Source organism: Nocardia sp. NPDC049935 (assembly GCF_055586645.1).
This window is the reverse complement of the sequence record NZ_JBVJHV010000002.1, coordinates 122,183-140,015: the sequence shown is the minus strand read 5'-3', so window position 1 is coordinate 140,015 and position 17,833 is coordinate 122,183. Positions and strand designations below refer to the sequence as shown.

20 protein-coding genes are annotated in these 17,833 nt (G+C 68.5%); 7 read left to right on the top strand and 13 right to left on the bottom strand.

Annotated elements, in window-relative coordinates:
• Positions 1 to 6: 6 nt before the first annotated feature.
• From rraA to ACZ6SF_RS08880, 8 genes are all read right to left on the bottom strand, one after another.
• On the bottom strand, positions 7 to 510 hold the full coding sequence (gene rraA / locus ACZ6SF_RS08915; protein WP_466061491.1) for a ribonuclease E activity regulator RraA: 504 nt from the start codon (positions 508 to 510) through the stop codon (positions 7 to 9).
• A 68-nt stretch (positions 511 to 578) separates the two neighbouring features.
• Complete coding sequence (locus tag ACZ6SF_RS08910) at positions 579 to 941, bottom strand: DUF5313 family protein (RefSeq protein ID WP_466061490.1); 363 nt, start codon at positions 939 to 941, stop codon at positions 579 to 581.
• 63 nt (positions 942 to 1,004) lie between these two features.
• Positions 1,005 to 1,388, bottom strand: a complete 384-nt coding sequence (locus tag ACZ6SF_RS08905) for a DUF5313 family protein (RefSeq protein ID WP_466061489.1) — start codon at positions 1,386 to 1,388, stop codon at positions 1,005 to 1,007.
• A 9-nt stretch (positions 1,389 to 1,397) separates the two neighbouring features.
• Positions 1,398 to 2,324, bottom strand: a complete 927-nt coding sequence (locus tag ACZ6SF_RS08900) for a CopD family protein (protein WP_466061488.1) — start codon at positions 2,322 to 2,324, stop codon at positions 1,398 to 1,400.
• Entirely contained in the window at positions 2,321 to 2,860 is a 540-nt protein-coding gene (locus ACZ6SF_RS08895) for a copper resistance CopC family protein (protein WP_466061487.1), read from the bottom strand. Before ACZ6SF_RS08895 ends, ACZ6SF_RS08900 begins: the two co-directional genes overlap by 4 nt.
• Positions 2,857 to 3,516: a YcnI family copper-binding membrane protein gene (locus tag ACZ6SF_RS08890; protein WP_466061486.1), complete on the bottom strand. Its 660-nt coding sequence runs from the start codon at positions 3,514 to 3,516 to the stop codon at positions 2,857 to 2,859. Before ACZ6SF_RS08890 ends, ACZ6SF_RS08895 begins: the two co-directional genes overlap by 4 nt.
• Positions 3,477 to 4,094, bottom strand: coding sequence for a hypothetical protein (locus ACZ6SF_RS08885; RefSeq protein WP_466061485.1), 618 nt, complete (start codon positions 4,092 to 4,094; stop codon positions 3,477 to 3,479). The genes ACZ6SF_RS08890 and ACZ6SF_RS08885 overlap by 40 nt, the downstream gene beginning before the upstream one ends.
• Before the next feature lie 122 nt (positions 4,095 to 4,216).
• Positions 4,217 to 4,861 (bottom strand): DUF6474 family protein, encoded by a 645-nt coding sequence (locus ACZ6SF_RS08880; RefSeq protein WP_466061484.1) that lies wholly within the window; start codon positions 4,859 to 4,861, stop codon positions 4,217 to 4,219.
• Positions 4,862 to 5,114: 253 nt separating this feature from the next.
• On the opposite strand from ACZ6SF_RS08880, the gene ACZ6SF_RS08875 reads away from it, so the two are divergent.
• From ACZ6SF_RS08875 to ACZ6SF_RS08865, 3 genes are all read left to right on the top strand, one after another.
• Positions 5,115 to 6,800, top strand: a complete 1,686-nt coding sequence (locus tag ACZ6SF_RS08875) for a TM0106 family RecB-like putative nuclease (RefSeq protein WP_466062225.1) — start codon at positions 5,115 to 5,117, stop codon at positions 6,798 to 6,800.
• 15 nt (positions 6,801 to 6,815) lie between these two features.
• A complete protein-coding gene (gene htpG, locus ACZ6SF_RS08870) occupies positions 6,816 to 8,774 on the top strand; it encodes a molecular chaperone HtpG (RefSeq protein WP_466061483.1) in 1,959 nt (652 codons plus the stop codon).
• Positions 8,775 to 8,982: 208 nt separating this feature from the next.
• On the top strand, positions 8,983 to 9,492 hold the full coding sequence (locus tag ACZ6SF_RS08865; RefSeq protein ID WP_466061482.1) for a hypothetical protein: 510 nt from the start codon (positions 8,983 to 8,985) through the stop codon (positions 9,490 to 9,492).
• A gap of 84 nt (positions 9,493 to 9,576) precedes the next feature.
• Here the strand turns inward: ACZ6SF_RS08865 and ACZ6SF_RS08860 are convergent, their stop codons facing one another.
• The 5 genes from ACZ6SF_RS08860 to ACZ6SF_RS08840 form a co-directional block, all read right to left on the bottom strand.
• Complete coding sequence (locus ACZ6SF_RS08860) at positions 9,577 to 10,344, bottom strand: SDR family NAD(P)-dependent oxidoreductase (RefSeq protein WP_466061481.1); 768 nt, start codon at positions 10,342 to 10,344, stop codon at positions 9,577 to 9,579.
• Between the two features lie 110 nt (positions 10,345 to 10,454).
• Entirely contained in the window at positions 10,455 to 11,192 is a 738-nt protein-coding gene (locus tag ACZ6SF_RS08855) for a TMEM165/GDT1 family protein (protein WP_466061480.1), read from the bottom strand.
• A gap of 393 nt (positions 11,193 to 11,585) precedes the next feature.
• Complete coding sequence (locus ACZ6SF_RS08850) at positions 11,586 to 12,116, bottom strand: peptidase (protein ID WP_466061479.1); 531 nt, start codon at positions 12,114 to 12,116, stop codon at positions 11,586 to 11,588.
• 182 nt (positions 12,117 to 12,298) lie between these two features.
• Positions 12,299 to 12,922, bottom strand: a complete 624-nt coding sequence (locus tag ACZ6SF_RS08845; RefSeq protein ID WP_357425666.1) for a superoxide dismutase — start codon at positions 12,920 to 12,922, stop codon at positions 12,299 to 12,301.
• 317 nt (positions 12,923 to 13,239) lie between these two features.
• Complete coding sequence (locus tag ACZ6SF_RS08840; RefSeq protein WP_466061478.1) at positions 13,240 to 13,878, bottom strand: hypothetical protein; 639 nt, start codon at positions 13,876 to 13,878, stop codon at positions 13,240 to 13,242.
• A gap of 481 nt (positions 13,879 to 14,359) precedes the next feature.
• On the opposite strand from ACZ6SF_RS08840, the gene ACZ6SF_RS08835 reads away from it, so the two are divergent.
• From ACZ6SF_RS08835 to ACZ6SF_RS08820, 4 genes are all read left to right on the top strand, one after another.
• Positions 14,360 to 14,719 (top strand): rhodanese-like domain-containing protein, encoded by a 360-nt coding sequence (locus ACZ6SF_RS08835; protein ID WP_466061476.1) that lies wholly within the window; start codon positions 14,360 to 14,362, stop codon positions 14,717 to 14,719.
• A 66-nt stretch (positions 14,720 to 14,785) separates the two neighbouring features.
• Positions 14,786 to 15,784, top strand: coding sequence for a DUF4328 domain-containing protein (locus ACZ6SF_RS08830; RefSeq protein ID WP_466061475.1), 999 nt, complete (start codon positions 14,786 to 14,788; stop codon positions 15,782 to 15,784).
• Entirely contained in the window at positions 15,781 to 16,566 is a 786-nt protein-coding gene (locus ACZ6SF_RS08825) for a glycerophosphodiester phosphodiesterase (RefSeq protein WP_466061474.1), read from the top strand. Before ACZ6SF_RS08830 ends, ACZ6SF_RS08825 begins: the two co-directional genes overlap by 4 nt.
• Before the next feature lie 72 nt (positions 16,567 to 16,638).
• Complete coding sequence (locus ACZ6SF_RS08820) at positions 16,639 to 17,559, top strand: DUF5926 family protein (RefSeq protein ID WP_466061473.1); 921 nt, start codon at positions 16,639 to 16,641, stop codon at positions 17,557 to 17,559.
• The last annotated feature ends 274 nt before the right edge of the window (positions 17,560 to 17,833 follow it).

Sequence of the window (17,833 nt, the reverse complement as noted above, 5' to 3'; positions counted from 1 at the left end):
CCACTCCTACGACCGGCCGGGTCGGTCCAGTGCCCGGACCACGATGCCGTCGTGATCGCTGTAGAGCATCTCGCCGGGGTTGAAGGTCACACCGCCGAACTCCACCGGGACGTCCTTCTCGCCGCTCCCGGTCTGGGTGCTCTTGCGCGGGTTGGTGCCCAGGGCCTTCAGCCCGATATCGAGCGTCCGGAGGATGGCCGAATCGCGGACCGCGCCGTTGACCACGACACCGGCCCAGCCGTTGTCCACCCCGCGGCCGGCGATGATGTCGCCCACGAGCGCGGTATGGAGACTCGCGCCGCCGTCGACCACCAGCACCCGGCCTTCACCGGGTTCGCTCAAGGTCTGCTTGACGAGCAGGTTGTCCTGGAAGCAGCGGATGGTGGTGATCGGTCCGGCGAACACCGGACGGCCACCGAATTGGATGAACTGGGTATCGCAACTGCGGATATCGGGTCCGATCTCGTCGGCGAGATCCGCGGTGGCCACCTGCTGCTCTGAATCGGTCACGTTCCCGATTGTGCCGGTCGTACCGCGACAGTCGTCAGCGACCCCCCACGCCCACGACTGTTCGCGCGCTAGCTGCGATAGCGAAGGTTGTACAGGTCACGATCGTGCCGGGAGAATTTCTGCCGGTCGACCACATCCGGGTCCAGGCCGTGCTGGACCATGCGGTAGCGCCGCCAGACGTAGCTGAGCGCGATGGTGAAGATGATCAGCGGAACGATCATCATCACGATGATTCCGATCTTGAGCGTCATCGGGCCGGGGAACAGCAGAATCAGCACGAAGAACGGGATGATGGGACCGATGAAGCGGATCAGGTATCGCTCCATGGCCCCGTGGCCGCAGAGATCCTCGACGACCCACTCGTGCAGCTCCGCGGGAAGTTCGCGGCCCAGATCGTAGGCGATCCGTTGCTTGAAGGTCGGCTTTTCCATAGCTCCAGGCTATGCCTGTGTGAAATCACTCACCAGGGGTGATGCATCGCTACGCGGCGCCCGTCAGGCCCGGCCGTGCCGCGATTCGTAGGCCTGCCGTTCGGCCTCGGCGCGCCGACGTACGTCGATATCGGCCAGATCCGGGTCCATCCCATGCTTGACCAGCCGGTTCCGGCGGAACACGTAGGTGAGCGCGACCGTGAAATAGATCAGCGGCAGCAACAGCAGGCCCATCATCGACAGCCCGATCCACAGCGGCCCCGGGACCAGCAGGAACGGCAGCAATACCAGCACGATCGGAACCAGCATCCGGAACAGGTACCGCCGGGTGGCGCCGGGGCCGGTGAGATCCTCGAGTACCCAGTCCGAGTACCCGGCCGGCAAGGTGCGGCCACAGATGTACCCGATCCGCTGGAACGGATTGGGAGAGGCAGCCCCGGCACGCATGGCCACAGGTTATCCGCTGATCGCCAAGGACGCCGCCAGCCCGAACACCGACGCCATCACCGAGACCTCCAGTACCGCCCGCCGCAGCGACCCGTCGGCCGATATCCGGTGCCCGCCGGCCGCCACCACCCAGGTGCGGCGCCACCACCAGCCCAGCACCAGCAGCACGGCGAGCAGCAGGGTCTTGGCGAGCATGATCCGTCCGTAGCCGGTGGTGACGAAGGGTGTGATCCCGCCGAGGCGGATCAGCCCGTTGAGGACCCCGGTCACCGCGATCGCGGCCACCATCGGCATCGCGATCGCCGAATAGCGGGGCAGCGCCGAGGCCCAGCCGCCGCGGCCGCGCACCACCAGCGCCAGCGCCAGCAGCAGGCCCAGCCACATCGACGCGGCCAGTGCGTGCACTCCGGCGAGCATCGAACCGAACGCCTGCTGCGACATATGACCGGTGATCGGGCGCAAGGTCACGGTCACCGCCGCAAACACCAGCACCAGGTCGGGGGTGCGTTGTCGGGGTAGCCGGTAGGCGAGGGCCGCGTAACCGGCGACGGCTGCGGTACCGAGCAGAATCGCGATCCCGATCTGCCCGCCGCTGATCCGCGTCAGGTACGTCCCGAAATCGGCCGGGCTCAGATCGCCCACGCCGGTGCCGACCACCTCGCCGGCGGCGAAGACCAGCACGCCGAACTCCAGACAGCACCAGAGCCCGGCCAGCGCCGCCAGCATCCGCCACGGCACCTCGAACCGGCCGTCCAGCCGGGGCAGCGTCGCCAGCCCCAGGACGGCCGCTCCCGCCATATCGGCGCCGAACCGTACCGTCGCGTCGGCCGGGACGTCACCGATCACCCAGGCCAGCAGCACCCCGAGCAGGCCCGCCGGAACAACGAACAACAGCCGGGCCCGCCGGTCGGGCCCGCTCGGGGTACCGCTACTCACCGCGCGTTCTTGTCCTTGCCCAGGTTCGACCCGAACAGCGCGAACGCCAGACCGCCGCCGAACAGGACGAGCGCGCCCAGGATGTACACCCAGACGGGCACGCCGCCGGAGCCGCCCCCGGACCCCGCCGCGTTCGCCGCCGGACCCGGTGTGCCGGTGCCCGGGGTGCTCAGCGTGAAGGTCTGCTCACCGTCCACCACGTGCCCGTCGGCGGAGGTCACCCGGTAGGCCATGGTGTAGACCCCGGCCGGGCCGAGCTCGCCGACCTCGACGCTGATTTCGCGTCCGGCCACGACCGGGTCACCCTTGGACCACAGGTTCCCGTCCGGTCCCACCACGGTCATGGCGGGGAAATTCGGCTGCAGCGGCTCGTTGAAGGTGAGGGTCGCGCGGGCCGGTCCGGTATCGACGGTGGCGCCGTCGGCCGGATCGCTGCCCACGACCGAGGAATGCGCCGCTGCCGGTCCGGCGGCGAGGCCGAGCCCCAGGCACAGCAGACCGGTCACGAGCGCGACCAGCCGCAGCACCCGCTTCATCGCTGGCTCCGGAGCACCGCGCCGACCCCGGCGCCCAGGGCGAGCGCGCCCAGCGCCAGGCCGATGCCGCCGAGCCAGCGGGCGGTGGTGTCGGCTTCGCTCGCGGTATCGGCCGCGGCGGCCGGCCGGTCGCCGTGGTCGTGACCGGATTCCTCGCCGTCGTCGGTCAGGGTGACCGCCGGGGCCGGATGATCGACCGAATCGTGGTCACCGGTCTCGTTCCAGCGCACGACCTTGCCGTCGCTGTAGGTCTGCTCGGCCGGGAAGGTGAGGGTCTCGGTTTCCGGGAACGGACCCAGCGAGACCACGAAACGCTGGAACTCGCCGGGCCGGATCCCGGGTGAACCCGGGGCCGCGGTCCAGGTGACGGCCGTGACCTTGTCCTGGTCGTCGCGGTCGATCTTCGTGGTCCAGCCGGGCAGCGGCTCGGTACGCGCCGAGGTGAACCCGGGGACGGTGACCTTCACCGAGGTGGTGCTCGCGGTATCCGATTCGGTCGGCACGCTGAAGGTCGCGACCGCGGACCGGCCCGGTGCGGCGTCCGGGGCCGAGACGGTGACGTGCGCGGCGGCGGTGCCCGCTCCGGCCAGGACGAATCCGGTGGCGAGGGCGGCGGTCAGGCCGCGGCGCAGGACAGGGGAATACCCGTGGGGCATGGGTCGAATACTTTCTCTCCGAAGGAAATGGGTGCGTCGGTATCGGCGCGCGCGGGTGGCGCGCGCGGTCCGGACGCTCCGTTCGGAGCACGGTGACCCGGGGTCGTGAGAGTCGCCCATACGAGGCGGCGCGGTGCCCAGGGCAGGGGTCGCGGTGGCCCGAGCAGGACTCGGAGCACCGCCGAGGCGACCCGGTACAGCTGCTCGGCCGCCGTGATGGCGACCGCGCAGATCAGCGTCGCGATCAGGTGCGCGGCGAACATCACCGCCGGCGGTTCCGCGAGCTCGGCGGTGTGGTGACCGGTGAGCCCGGTCAGTGCCCAGTGGCCGATTCCCTGGCCGATCGCGAGCGGCAGCAGGACGCCGATCCCGGACGCGAGGCCGCGCCGCCGCCGTCCGCTCCCGGCGGCGGCACCGGCCGCGAAACCGGTCAGCAATGCCGTCAGCAGCAGCAACGCCATCCCGTCCGAGGCCGGGTAGCCGCCGCCCGCGACGCCGTGGGCGGCCAGAGCCAGGGCTCCGGTCGCCGCGCCCACCACAGAGCCCCGCAGCGGCGCGGCAGCGGCGGACGTGGGCATCGGGATCTTTCGTGGAGGTCCGGCTCACCGTGCCCGGTGCGCCGGAGTGGACCGGTCACCGTCCATCGTGGCCGACCCGCCCGGGCACCCCGCACCCGGGCCCGTCGGCGGCCCGCCGCGGATCAGGCGACGCCGAGGCGGGCGAGGACGTCCGCCTCGATGCGGGACAGTTCGGTGCCGATCGAGGTGTGCACCGAACGCCGCCGGGCGGCCGGCATCTGATCGGCGGTGCGGACCGCGGCCGACAGCGCGTCGAGCCGGCTGCGAGTGGCGCCGATGAACTGCTGGATGTCCTTGTCCTTGCCGGCGTTACCGTTCGCGATCTTGTCCAGGGCCGCTTCGGTGTTGGCGATACGCGCCTGCAACCGGCCACCGTGCCCGGGATAGTCGCCGAGTTTGTCCACCCCCACCCCGAGGCGGCGGGCCCGGCGGGCGTCGAGTTGCCCGCGGAGGTAGGTCGCGCCGCGGTAGGCCAGCGGGGCGAGCACCGGGACCAGCACCCGGGCCACCCCGATGTACTTCTTGACCTGACCCGGGCTGAAAGGGTCGCGTTCGGCGCGGGCGGCGGTCTTGAGGGCGGCTTTCTCCTCGGCCTGCAGGGCGGCTACCTGGGCCTTGGCGACCTTGCGCTGGGACCGGGCGTCCGAACGCTGCTTTCTGCGTTCGTTCTTCGCGCCGAGTTTGGCCTCCATGGCGGCCTTGTGCTTCAGAGCCTTGGCCTCGGCCCGTCGACTCGGCCGCCGTTTGCGCTTGGTGAACAACCCCATCGAAGGCCCTCCGTCATGCTGGTTCGCTACGGCGATACGACACGTAAACCGCACCGTTCACCCGTGTCACACGGTTCGCCGACACCCTATCGGTTTCCGCCCCCAACCCGCGACAGACTCCGTCGCGCCGGGCTGCCCGGGGTGCTCGATTGGCGGGGGTGTCGGGGGCAGGGACCATACTGCTTGCGTGCAACCGGGCAGTGTCGACCGAGAAGATGACTCCGCCGCCGCGGGCGAGCGGCGCGGGTTCCCCGTGCTCACGGGGCAGATCGCCGCCGCGGGCGGCAGACCCGCGTTTCTCGACGCGAGGGGTCTGATCGGATGTCGCCACCGCCTCGGCATGGACGCCGCGTATCCGGAGATGCTGGCCGAGGTCCGTGAGGACACGGGCGTACAACAGCGCCGGGCCGCCGCGCAGGCCCACCGGGAACGGGTCCGGGACACGCTGGTCGCCGCCGATCCCGAGAGCTGGGTGATCATCGACCCCACCCTGTCCGCCCGCGACCGGGCCGCGGCCACGCTGCGCGCCTGCGAAGCGGGAGCCGAGCGCATCTGGGGCGGATTGCTGCCGCAGGAACCCGATACCGGCCGCCGCGGCGGCGCCGAGATCTTCTGGCGCGACCCGCGCGGCGGCTATATCCCGGTGATCGTGGTCAACCACAAGGTCACCGATCCGCGCCGTCCCGCCCCCGCCGAATTCCATCCGCTGACCTCGGATCTGCTGCGCTGGCATCCCGAACCGGACCGGGCCCGCAAACTCCGGCAGCAGCCACGCGACCAGCAGCGCCTGGCCCATGTCTACCGGATGCTGGAGCGGCTCGGCCTGGCGCCGTCCACGCCGGTGGGCGGGGTCATCGGATTCCATTTCGACCGGATCCTGGTGCACGATCTGCGGCCGGTCCTGCTCGACTACGACAAACGCTATGCCGACCGGATCGCGGTGGTCCGCGGGCAGGCATCCACCGTTCCGTCCAAGGTTCCCGAATGCCGGCAGTGCATCTGGTGGAACCGGGGCCCCGGCGGCGGCTGCCAGACCTGGCTCAACGAGCACCGGGATGTGAGCGTGGTGGCGCCCGGGTCCCGGGCCGAGGTGCTGCGCGGCCACGGCGTCCGGACCATCGACGAACTCGCCGCCTGGACCGGCCCCGAACCCGAGGACTGGCAGCACGGCCCGTTCGAGGAAACCGTGGTCACCGCCCGTGCCTGGCTGGTGGACGCGCCCCTGGTGCGCCGGTTCGATCAGGTCTGGGTGCGGCGCGCCGATGTCGAGGTGGATGTCGACCTGGAGAGCTACCAGGAGGACGGCGCGTATCTGTGGGGCACCCTGCTCGACGGTGTGTACAAGCCGTTCGTCACCTGGGATCCACTGCCGACCGAGGACGAGGGACGCTCCTTCGCGGAGTTCTGGGTGTGGCTGATGGATATCCGCGACCGGGCCGTCGCCGCCGGGAAGACCTTCGCCGCCTACTGCTATTCCCGTTCGGCCGAGGACAAATGGCTCTACGAATCCGCGCGCCGGTTCGCCGGACGGCCCGGTGTCCCGACAGAGGCCGAGGTCACCGCATTCGTCGATTCGATCCAGTGGGTCGATATGTTCCAGGCCGTCACCGATCAGTTCATCTGCCCGAGCGGTAAGGGGCTCAAGAAGATCGCGCCCGTCGCCGGGTTCGCGTGGCGGGATCCGGAGGCCGGCGGGGAGGCGTCGATGAGCTGGTACCGGCGGGCCGTCGGCTACGACGACGCTCCCGATCTCACCCAGCGCACTCGCCTGCTCGAATACAACGAGGACGATGTCCGCGCGACCGCGGTGCTGCGCGAATGGATGAATCCCGCCACCGCGCGGGAGCACAGCGCCGAACGCGAGGTGCCGGCGCTGAGCGATTTCGCCGGTCCGCCGGGAGCCGCACCCGACCTGCGGACGAGCCCCGCACAGGCTTGATTACCATTGTCCACCGTGACTGAGCACGTCGAACAACTCGAGTTCCAGGCCGAAACCCATCAGCTGCTCGAGCTGATGATCCACTCGGTCTACTCCAACAAGGACACGTTTCTGCGGGAGCTGATCTCGAACGCTTCCGACGCGCTGGACAAGCTGCGGCTGGAGTCCTATCGGGACAAGGATCTGCATGTCGATACCGACGACCTGCATATCGAGCTGGAGGTCGACTCCGATCAGCGGATCCTGACCGTCCGGGACAACGGCATCGGAATGTCGCGCGCCGAGGTGGTCGATCTGATCGGAACCCTGGCCAAATCCGGGACCGCCGAACTCCGCCGCAAACTCAACGAGGCGAAATCCGATGCCGCGGCCGAAGAACTGATCGGTCAGTTCGGCATCGGCTTCTACTCGACCTTCATGGTGGCGGACAAGGTCGTGCTCACCACGCGTAAGGCGGGGGAGAACGCCGTGACGCGCTGGGAGTCCGAGGCCGGGTCGGGCACCTACACCATCGAAACCCTCGACGAGGGCCCGCAGGGTTCCTCGGTGGCGCTGCACCTGAAACCGGCCGACGCCGAGGATCATCTCTTCGACTACACCCAGGAGCACAAGCTCCGCGAGATCGTCAAGAAGTACTCGGATTTCATCGCGTGGCCGATCCGGATGCAGGTCGAGCGCACCGTCACCGAGGGGGAGGGCGAGGACAAGGAGGAGAAGACCGTCGTCGAGGAGCAGACGCTCAACTCGATGAAGGCCCTGTGGACCCGCCCGCGCGGGGAGGTCTCCGAGGAGGAGTACCACGAGTTCTACAAGCATGTCAGCCATGCCTGGGACGAGCCGCTCGAGACCATCGCGCTCAAGGCCGAGGGCACATTCGAATACCAGGCGCTGCTGTTCCTGCCCTCGCAGGCGCCGTTCGACCTGTTCACCCGCGAGCACAAGCGCGGTGTGCAGCTCTACGTGAAGCGCGTGTTCATCATGGACAACTGCGAAGAGCTGATGCCGGAGTACCTGCGGTTCGTCAAGGGTGTCGTGGACGCGCAGGATCTGTCGCTGAACGTATCGCGAGAGATCCTGCAGCAGGACCGCCAGATCCAGATGATCCGCAAGCGGCTGGTCAAGAAGGTGCTGAGCACCGTCAAGGAGCTGCAGGGCGCCGACGACCAGGCGAAGTACCGCACCTTCTGGCAGGAGTTCGGGCGGGTGCTCAAGGAGGGCCTGGTCTCCGATTACGACAACCAGGAGACCATTCTCGAGGTGTCGTCGTTCGCGTCCACGCATTCCGACACGGAGGCGACCACGCTGGCGCAGTACGTGGAGCGCATGCCCGAGGGGCAGGACGCGATCTACTACATGACCGGGGAATCCCGCGAGCAGGTGGAGAAGTCGCCGCATCTGGAGGCATTCCGCGCCAAGGACCGCGAGGTGCTGATCCTCACCGACCCCGTCGACGAGATGTGGGTGGGCTCGGTCCCGCAGTTCGACGGCAAGACGTTCCAGTCGATCGCCAAGGGCGAGGTCGACCTGGAGACCGAGGAGGAGAAGAAGGAATCCGAGGCCCTGCGCGAACAGCAGGACAAGGACTTCTCCGAGGTCCTGACCTGGCTGGGTAAAACCCTGGAGGACAGCGTCAAGGAGGTCCGCCTGACCTCGCGGCTGACCAGTTCACCGGTCTGCCTGGTGGGTGATGTCTTCGATATGACCCCCATGCTGGAACGGATGTACCGGGCCTCGGGCCAGGAGCTGCCGCAGTTCAAGCGGATCCTGGAACTCAACCCCACCCATCCGCTGGTCACCGGCCTGCGCGACGCCTACGACTCCCGTAAGCAGGACGCCGACGAGGGCAAGGTGCCCGAACTCGCCGAAACGGCCGAACTCCTCTACGGCACCGCGGTTCTCGCCGAGGGCGGCGAGCTGAAGGATCCGGCGAAGTTCGCCCAGATCCTCGCCGACCGGCTGACCCGCACGCTCTGAGGCGCCGCGAGGGTTTCTCCGGTGAAACTGCCGTCCGCGCAGCGCGGCGGTTTCTGGAATCGGGACCGGCCGACCGCATCGGTCGGCCGGTCCCGCGACCTCCGGATCTGTTGCTCGAAACGTTCTGTGCGGCAGCTGTTCCGAGCCGGTCCCGAAATTCGCCGGGTAAAAGTTTCTTTACCTGCGAAGTGTAAGCAATTCACGGACCGTGTCGATTGAGCATCCGGAAGGCATATCGAGCCTTCCGGATAGGAGATCGACAATGCCGACAGCTTCTGTTGTGCGCCGCCGCGCCGGCAGCGCGTCACTCCGGATCGCATTGCTGGGGGCGCTGATGCTGGGGTCCACGGTTGCCGCGGCACCCGCGTTCGGCGAACCCGACCCCGCACCGCCCGTCACGACGCCTGCCGCTCCGCCGCCGGCAGCACCTACCGTGCCAGTGGTCCCTCCCGACATCGGCCCCTACGACAACTCCGGTTACGACCGCGCCGGTTACGACCGCTTCGGCTACGACCGCTTCGGTTTCGACCGTTCGGGCCGCGACCGTAGCGGTTTCGACCGTTCGGGATACAACGCTTTCGGTTTCGATCGCTTCGGTTTCGACCGGGAGGGATATACCGGCCAGGGATGCCGTCTCGAAGGCGGCGACCGTCCGTCGGCCGATCGTGCCGTATGCGACGCCTGGCGCAGTGGCCTGGGAACGGGCAGCGCCGGCTGAGCCGAGGCCCTGTACCGCCGTGGATACGAAGAACGCCCGCCGGACCGGGTACGTACCGGTCCGGCGGGCGTCGTATCGACGGAACTACCGCGGCGCCATACGCAGCGCGCCGTCCATGCGGATGGTCTCGCCGTTGAGGTAGTCGTGCTCGACGATGTACTGCGAGAGCTGCGCGTACTCGTCCGGGCGGCCCAGGCGCGACGGGAACGGCACACCGGCCTCCAGGCCCTGGCGGTACTCCTCGGTGACACCGGCCAGCATCGGGGTGTCGATGATCCCGGGGGCGATGGTGTTGACCCGGATGCCGAACTGCGCGAGGTCACGCGCGGCCGGGACGGTCATACCGTGCACGCCGCCCTTGGAGGCGGAGTAGGCGATCTGGCCGATCTGGCCCTCGAACGCGGCGACCGAGGCGGTGTTGATGACCACACCGCGCTGACCGGCCTCGTCCACGGCGTCGGTCTTGGCGATGGCGTCGGCGGCCAGGCGCATCACGTTGAAGGTGCCCAGCAGGTTGACGGTGATGACGGTGCGGAACAGCTCGAGATCGTGCGGGCCGTTCTTGGACAGGATGCGCCCGGCCCAGCCGACACCGGCGCAGTTGACGACGATCCGCAGCGGAGTGCCCGATTCGACAACCTTGGCGACGGCCGCTTCGACCTCTTCGTGGCTGGTGACATCGGCGGCGAGCAGGGTGACCCCGTCGGGCACGTTATCGCCGGCGCGCTCGATCGACTGCGGTACGTCGAGCCCGAAGACGGTGGCGCCCAGATCGGCGAAACGCTTGGCGGTGGCGGCGCCCAGACCGGACGCGCCCCCGGTGACGATGGCGGCGGAACCCGAAATCTCCACGATGGTCCTCTCGTTCGTGACTGGCCAGTTGGCCTGACGTCAATTGCACCCTAACCCGTGGGTGCCCGAGGTTCGTGGACGGTCCCCTTGCGCTTCCCGGGGATCGATGCTTACCGCGGATCCTCCGACCGCGCCTCCTCGATTCCGGCCGGTCCGGCCTCGGTCGCAGACGGGTTCCGGATAAGAGAACGGCTGGTCAGCAGCCAGAGGACGCCGCCGGCGGCCGCCGGCACGAGCAGGGCGAGGCCGATCGCCACCGGGATCCCGAGGGTGGGCGCCGCGGTGGTGAGACCGGTCAGCGCGCCGATGAAGAGGAAGAGCAGCCCGGATCCGAATCCGATGGCGCGTTCGGGCAGATGTTTGCCCACCAGGATGCCGAGGGCGATGGCGAGCGCGTCCGCGGCCACCATGCCGATGGTGGATCCGAGCCAGACCGCCGCCCAGTTGTTGTCGGTGGCCAGCGCCGCGGTGGCGAACATGGTGCGGTCGCCGAGTTCGGCCAGCAGGAATGCGGACAGAACGACGAAGAACGGCGCGGCCGTGACCAGCCGGGACGCCGGTTCCTCGTCATCGGGACCGCCGGTGACGAGTTCCCGCAGCGTCCACACTCCGACCGCGAGGAAGGTCAGTGCCGCCACCACCGCGATCGCTGTGGTGGGCAGGGCGGCGCCCAGGAAGTGACCGATCGCCACGGAGATCACATGGACCGAGGCCGTGGCGACGGCGATACCGCCGAGCACGACCCACCAGCGGTAGCGCAGGGCGAACGTCAAGGCCATGAGCTGGGACTTGTCACCCAGTTCGGCGAGAAAAACGATGCCGATGGCGAGTCCGATGGTGGCGATCATCCGAGGGCTCCCGATAATCCGGTTCGCCGGCCGGATTCGGGGTCGTCTCCGGCCGACAACATCACTGCTGTCCGCCGAAGGTCTCGCCCACCGGGGTGTCCGGTTCACGCGCCCGGACCCACCGGCAGGCGGTGGGTCAGTATGTCGATCGCGTGATTGGGGGCTACTCCCCTTCGCTGTCGGCAACCATACCGCATCACTCGAGGCGAGGCAACGACTACGATTCCAAATACCCACCGCGACAATATGTTTGGCGGTGCGTCCAGAAGATTTAGGGTAGCCTGAAATCCGCTGTCAGGGGACCCGGAATTTCGTACCGGCATCCTTGTGGCAAACGGACTTCCGCGCAGGTCACGGCTCGATTCGGCGTGGACGTGCGTGAAGTCGTGCCGGTCAGGCCGCGGTCAGGAGCATGGCGAGAACGGCCGTATCGGGGTCGCTGATCGGATCCAGCCCGACCCGGCTCACCAGCGAGGTCACGGTGCCGTCGGCTTCCGCCTCGGCCCAGGCCGCGCGATGCTCGAGGCCCAGATGGGGGATCCCCGGGAGCAGGACGCAGCCGGAGGCGGCGCCGCTGCATTCGGGCAGCGAGGGGTTGGTTTCCGCCGGTGGATGCAGCATGAACAGGGCCGGAGGGATATGTTCGGCGAACCGCCCCGGCTGGACGCCGTCCTCGCCGAGGACCGGGCCTTCGGAGATCACCAGGCCGACCGTATCCGGTGCCGGGTCGTCGGGCAGTTCCTCGCGCACCCCGAAGATCGTCGAGGTGGACAGCAGGCCCGGCATCGAGGCGACCCGCACGGCCAGGACCAGCAGTTGTGACCATTCCTTGGTGGTATCCGGCCAGCGGCCCGAGATGACGAATCCGCGCAGCGTGCCGGCGGCGTGGAACGGCGTGACCCCGATCGGTGCGTTGCTGCGCATAATGCCTCCCGTACGGATACCGGGGGCGGCCCTGCCCGTCCTCGAACACTGTGAAAGACGAGGATCGCGCAGAAGTGGTCTGGCACACAAGTACCAGAGAGTGCCAGATCGGGGGGTGGACGCGGAAAAACCCGCGGACAGCGGGTCCGCGGGTTCCGGTCGCGTAGCGCCCGTGGGGGCGATCAGCCGAAGATGAGGCCCTTGGCCTGGCTGGTGGCCTTGGTGAAACGCTCCTGGACGTCGGCCCAGTTGACCACGTTCCAGAAAGCCTTCACGTAGTCGGCCTTCACGTTCTTGTACTGCAGGTAGAACGCGTGCTCCCACATATCGACCTGCAGCAGCGGGATGATGCCCAGCGGCACGTTGGCCTGCTGATCGTAGAGCTGGAAGGTGAGCAGCTTCTGGCCGAGAGTGTCGTAGCCGAGGACCGCCCAGCCCGAGCCCTGCAGACCGTTGGCCGCCGCGGTGAACTGCGCGCGGAACTTGTCGAAGGAGCCGAACTGGTCGTCGATGGCCGCGGCCAGATCGCCGACCGGCTTGTCGCCGCCGTTGGGGGAGAGGTTCTTCCACCAGATGGAGTGGTTGACATGACCGCCGAGGTGGAAAGCGAGGTTCTTCTCGTTCAAGAAGATTGCGCCGTGATCACCGGCTTCGCGCGCGGCTTCGAGCTTCTCCAGTGCGGTGTTCACGCCGGCCACGTAGGCGGCGTGATGCTTCGAGTGGTGAATTTCGTTGATCTGCCCGGAGATATGCGGCTCCAGGGCGGCGTAGTCGTAATCCAGATCTGGCAGCGTGTACTCAGCCACGATGTCCCTTCCTTGTCGGGTCGAGTGCTCCCTGTGCGGGATGCTCCCGACCATTCGTACACCCGATCGGTCCAACTCGCCCCGACACCCCACCATTCCACATCGGAGCGAACCGGACCATTTCCGATCGAACCCACAGGTGCTTACCCCGTCTTGTTCGATGCATGCTGCGGGTCGCCCGAAAGGGATCGAAAAGAATCAGAGCGCGCGCTACCGGGTGCGGGGACGGAATTCACACCGGGCCGGCACGGCCCGCGTCCGCCGGCCCGGTGGGCGGTCGGACGCGGGCCGGCCGGACACGTTTCCGGGGTCCCGGATCACAGCGGGGGTGCGATCCCGGGATGGGTGGCACGCGGGTCACCCTTGTCGTGGGCGGCCCACCAGCGTTCCGAGCCGGACACCAGTTCCGGCAGCGGTATCGCGGTGCCGTCCGAGCGGTGCGCGGTGACCGTGTCGAACCAGACCCGGATATCGAGTTCCCGTGGGTCGATGCCCTCTTCCTGGGAGAACTCGAGGACATGCCGGGCGATCCGGGTGTCGATGGTGGTGTCGAAACTGAGCAGTTCGCTCCACAGCGCCCAGCCGCTGTCGTCGAGGTCGATGAATTCCCAGCCGTGCAACCGGCTGCCGCCGAAGCTGAACACCGCGGCGCCGAGCCCGGACAGCTCCAGCGGCAGGATACGCGGTTCCAGATCGTCCCATCGTTGCATCCGCAACGAAGCGGCAATTCTTGTGATGCCGTGGAATACCAGCCGTACCCGGGTCGGCTGGGTGGACGTGGCCGATCCGTCCACCGCGATGCCCGGCATTTGCTCCGGCAGGCTGAGTATCTCTAGTTCGAGTTCCAGGCGTTTGCCCTCGGAATCCACTTCCAGTCCGAGGCATCCGGCCTCCGACAGTGCTGTGTCGAGTCCGGCCACGTCCAATCCGTCGAGTAACCCCCTGGTGGATGTCATGGCGCCAGATTACCGAGGTCAATGCCTGGATCTCGGGATTTTGCCGTTTTGGAATCTCGATGGAACCGAATGCGGGTGCCCGGCGTCCAATTGGTTATCGGGTCACGCAACGGGGCGTGGCCCGAGCCGGTGGCCGAGCGGTCGCTCCGGGATTGTTGGAGGGGAGTACCGGATCGGCCGTTCGAGTCCACCGTTGCCGCAGGTCATCCCGCATATCGCAGGGTAGCTGGCATAATGGTGCGCTGAATGATAGCTGATATCAGAGACTCTGGTTGTGAGTTATGTGTATGGGTTATGAATCCGGCCGATGATCCGCCGGTGCCCGGGTTGCGCATTGCGCTTCGGCATCCATCCAGCGAACCTCCGGCCGTGTCCGGCGTGTCGGTGCGAGTCGTCCTCGGGACCGGTGTGTAGGCCGTAGGCGTCCCCGCTCCCACCGGAGCCGGGCAGGGGTCCGGGGGGTTGTGGCAGGATCTGAGGAGTGAGCTTCGGAGTCCCGTCGGTACCGGTCGAGTCCGTACCGGCAGAATTCGACCGTCCGCCCGGGGAAGCGGCGGCAGCCGTCCTGCTCGATGTGCGTGAGGACGACGAATGGCAGCTCGGCCATGCGCCCGGTGCCGTGCACATTCCGCTGTCCGATGTTCCGGCCCGCTACGGCGAACTGGATCCCGATGCCGAATTGTATGTGGTGTGCCGTCAGGGCGGCCGATCGCTCGAGGCCGTGAAATACCTCATGGCGGTGGGGTACGAAGCGGTGAACGTGGTGGGCGGGATGGTGGCCTGGCAGCAGACCGGTCGTCCGCTGACCGGCGAGGGTGACGAGCCCGCGAAGATCTACTGACGAAGAGCGAGGTGCGCGGTGAGTACGGTGGTGCAGCCTTGTGCCCGCTGCGGTACACGCTGGGCAGTGCAGGGGTCTCCGATGCACTGGTGCCCGCGCTGCCGCGGCGTCCTGCTCTCTCCGGGGCCGATAGACGCCCCGCCGGAGCGGCGTAACTATCGCTGGATCGCGCGGCGTCCCGGGCGTCCCGCCCGGCCCGGCCACTCCACGGTCGCCGGACGCGATACCGGAACGCCCCGGTACGCCGAGATCCCCCGCTGGGGGCTCTACGACCGCCCCGTCGCCGACGCGGACCGGGAGAAACCACGCCCCCTCACCACCCTGACCCGCTGGGCCTACACCGCCCTGTACGCCACCGCGCTGCTGTTCGGGGTCGCCGCGGTGGCCGAACTGGGCCGGTACCTGCTGCTCCTGCGCAACCGCACCCATCTGATCGAACCGCCCCTGCTGTGGTTCTCCGATGCGCTGGTGAACACCTCCGCGCTGTTCGCGCTGATCATGGCGCTCGTTTCGGCCGTGGCCGCGCTCGGCTGGCTGATCGAGGTGCGCCGGGTGCTCTTCGCCGCCCAGGGGCGCACGGACCCCAGATCCCCGCGCATGCTCGCCCTCGGCTGCCTCGTTCCGGTGGTGAATCTCGTCTTTCCCGGGGTATTCCTGACCGAAGCGGTCGCCGGTCGCACCGACCCCCGTCCGTTGCGGGCCGTACGCATCTGGTGGGCGGTCTGGGTGTTCGGCGGGCTGGTCGCGGTGGCGGCCCTGTTCTGGCGCGGTGCGGATTCGCTGCAGGCCGAAGCGGACGGGGTCCTGTTCACCGCGGCGACCGACGCCCTGGCCGCCGGGGTCGCGGTGCTGACCCTGTGGGTCATGCGCACGATCGAGGGCCGTGATCTGCGCGGCGCCGATCGGCTTGCCCGGCGCTGGGTGATCGCCGTCGATCCGGTCGAACCGCTCATCGAACCGGTACATCCGGGGCCTGGCGCTACGGTGGGCACGGCGGCGGACGCCGGGACCGACGATTCCCGGGACGGCGCCCTCGAGGCACCACAGGAGGTTGCGGCCAAGTGAGCGAGGGCAGTGGCGAATCGGTCCAGGGCGGTCGCGCACCGTTCGTGGTCGCCCACCGGGGCGCCTCGGCGGCCCGCCCGGAGCACACCCTGGCGGCCTACGAGCTCGCCCTGGAAGAGGGCGCGGACGGGGTGGAATGCGATGTCCGGCTCACCCGCGACGGTCATCTGGTCTGCGTGCACGACCGCACGGTGGACCGGACGTCGAGCGGTAGCGGCCTGGTCAGCGAACTCACCCTGGCCGAACTGAAGGATCTGGACTTCGGGGACGGAAATCCGGCCGGCGTACTGACGCTCAGCGAATTGATCGGTCTGGTGCTGGACTGGCGCAGTCGTCCCACCAAATTGTTCATCGAGACCAAACATCCGGTGCGATACGGGTCGCTGGTGGAGAACAAGGTGCTCGCCGAACTGCAGCGGTTCGGAATCGCGACACCGGCCTCGGCCGCGCATTCCCGGGCGGTGGTGATGTCGTTCGCCGCCACCGCGGTCTGGCGGATCCGTCGCGCGGCGCCGCTGCTGCCGACGGTCCTGCTCGGCGAGTCATCGCGCTACCTCGGCGGCAGCGCGGCCACCACTGTCGGCGCGACCGCGGTGGGGCCTTCCGTGAAAACCCTTCGGGATCATCCCGATCTGGTGGACAAGGCCGCTGCCGCCGGCCGGGCCACCTACTGCTGGACCGTCGACGAACCCGACGATATGCAGTTGTGCGCCGATCTGGGCGTGAGCTGGGTGGCCACCAACCATCCCGGCCGGGCCAAAGCTGTGCTGGCCAACGGCTGACGTGCACGCGTGAACAGCCGAAATGTGTGGCGTGCGCTGGCCGGACGGCTCCGGCGTGTAACTTGACCAGCCGTGGGTAAGAGCAAACGCAATAGTCCGAAGCCCGGCGGCAACCGGGCCCAGCGCCTGGCCGAACGGCGGGCGGCGTTGCAGGAGGCCGAACAGGCCGTGACCCGGCCCTTCCAGGGGTTGGCCGCCGAATGCGATCTGGTGGCACTGCGCGAGTTCGTCCCCTCGGCCACCGCCGAATTGACGCTCGCGGACCATATCGCCGCCGAGCGCGCGGTCACCCTGGCCACCGTTCTGCCGGGTGCGGTTTCGGCGCTGGTGCGTGCCGGAGACCGGCCGACCGGATATATCGGAGTCCAGGTCCAGACACCGAGCGCGGATCCGGGCGCCGATCTGGCGGCCTCGATCCTGTGGACCCAATCGGCCGAACCGGGCGAATCGCTGGCCGTCGCGCACGCCGCACCCGGTGGTCCGGCGCTCTCGGACGTCATCGTGGCGGATGCGCCACTGGCGCTGACGGTGCATCAGGACTTCGACTGGTGGGTTCCCGAAGGGGTACAACCCGATCCGCAGGTCGCGGCGACCATCGAGCAGGCCAAAGACGCGATCATGCCCTCGGACCGGCTGGATCTGGGTTCGGCGGAGATCGGCGCCCCCTGGTGGGTCGACGCGGGCGACAAGGCGCATCTGCGGTGGGTGCGGCCGGAGGCCGAAGACGATCTGATGCTGGCGCTGGCCCGATTGCACGCCGCGGGCGGTCTGCATCTGGGCGAGGGCTCGCGCTTCGCGGGGTCGTTCCGGACCCACGGGCTGCTGGTTCCGGTCTTCGACCTGGACCCGGAGCGGCATGCCAGCGAATGGAACACGCCCGCAACGGAATTCGGTGCTCGCCTGGCCGATGCGCTGGCGGTGGATTCCCCCCTGACCTCCGATCAGCGGCGCTCCCGGGACGGTCTGCGGTCACGGCAGGTCACGCTTCGCTGAATAAATCGGAGGATTTTCCGAAAAACTCTTCTTTCTGAGGCCGATCTCGGCTAGGTTTCAGAGGTCGCCGTTTCTGGAACCCCCCGGCGACACCACGTCAGCCGACACAACGACCCGGCGCCGGCTGACGTACCGGAGCATCGGCCGCCCGACCTCGGCGCAGTAGGCCGGGACGGCCGATGCTCCCATCAATCATCACCCGGGCGCGACCCGGAGCCCCCCCGTCGGCTGCCCCCCGTGCGCATTCCGCACCGGCGCCGACGCGAGACGGGTC

Bases quoted from the DNA above. Each gene is read 5' to 3' on its own strand.
- ACZ6SF_RS08910 (WP_466061490.1), bottom strand. From the start codon at position 941: ATGGAAAAGCCGACCTTCAAGCAACGGATCGCCTACGATCTGGGCCGC.
- ACZ6SF_RS08905 (WP_466061489.1), bottom strand. From the start codon at position 1,388: ATGCGTGCCGGGGCTGCCTCTCCCAATCCGTTCCAGCGGATCGGGTAC.
- ACZ6SF_RS08895 (WP_466061487.1), bottom strand. From the start codon at position 2,860: ATGAAGCGGGTGCTGCGGCTGGTCGCGCTCGTGACCGGTCTGCTGTGC.
- ACZ6SF_RS08890 (WP_466061486.1), bottom strand. From the start codon at position 3,516: ATGCCCCACGGGTATTCCCCTGTCCTGCGCCGCGGCCTGACCGCCGCC.
- ACZ6SF_RS08885 (WP_466061485.1), bottom strand. From the start codon at position 4,094: ATGCCCACGTCCGCCGCTGCCGCGCCGCTGCGGGGCTCTGTGGTGGGC.
- ACZ6SF_RS08880 (WP_466061484.1), bottom strand. From the start codon at position 4,861: ATGGGGTTGTTCACCAAGCGCAAACGGCGGCCGAGTCGACGGGCCGAG.
- ACZ6SF_RS08855 (WP_466061480.1), bottom strand. From the start codon at position 11,192: ATGATCGCCACCATCGGACTCGCCATCGGCATCGTTTTTCTCGCCGAA.
- ACZ6SF_RS08850 (WP_466061479.1), bottom strand. From the start codon at position 12,116: ATGCGCAGCAACGCACCGATCGGGGTCACGCCGTTCCACGCCGCCGGC.
- ACZ6SF_RS08840 (WP_466061478.1), bottom strand. From the start codon at position 13,878: ATGACATCCACCAGGGGGTTACTCGACGGATTGGACGTGGCCGGACTC.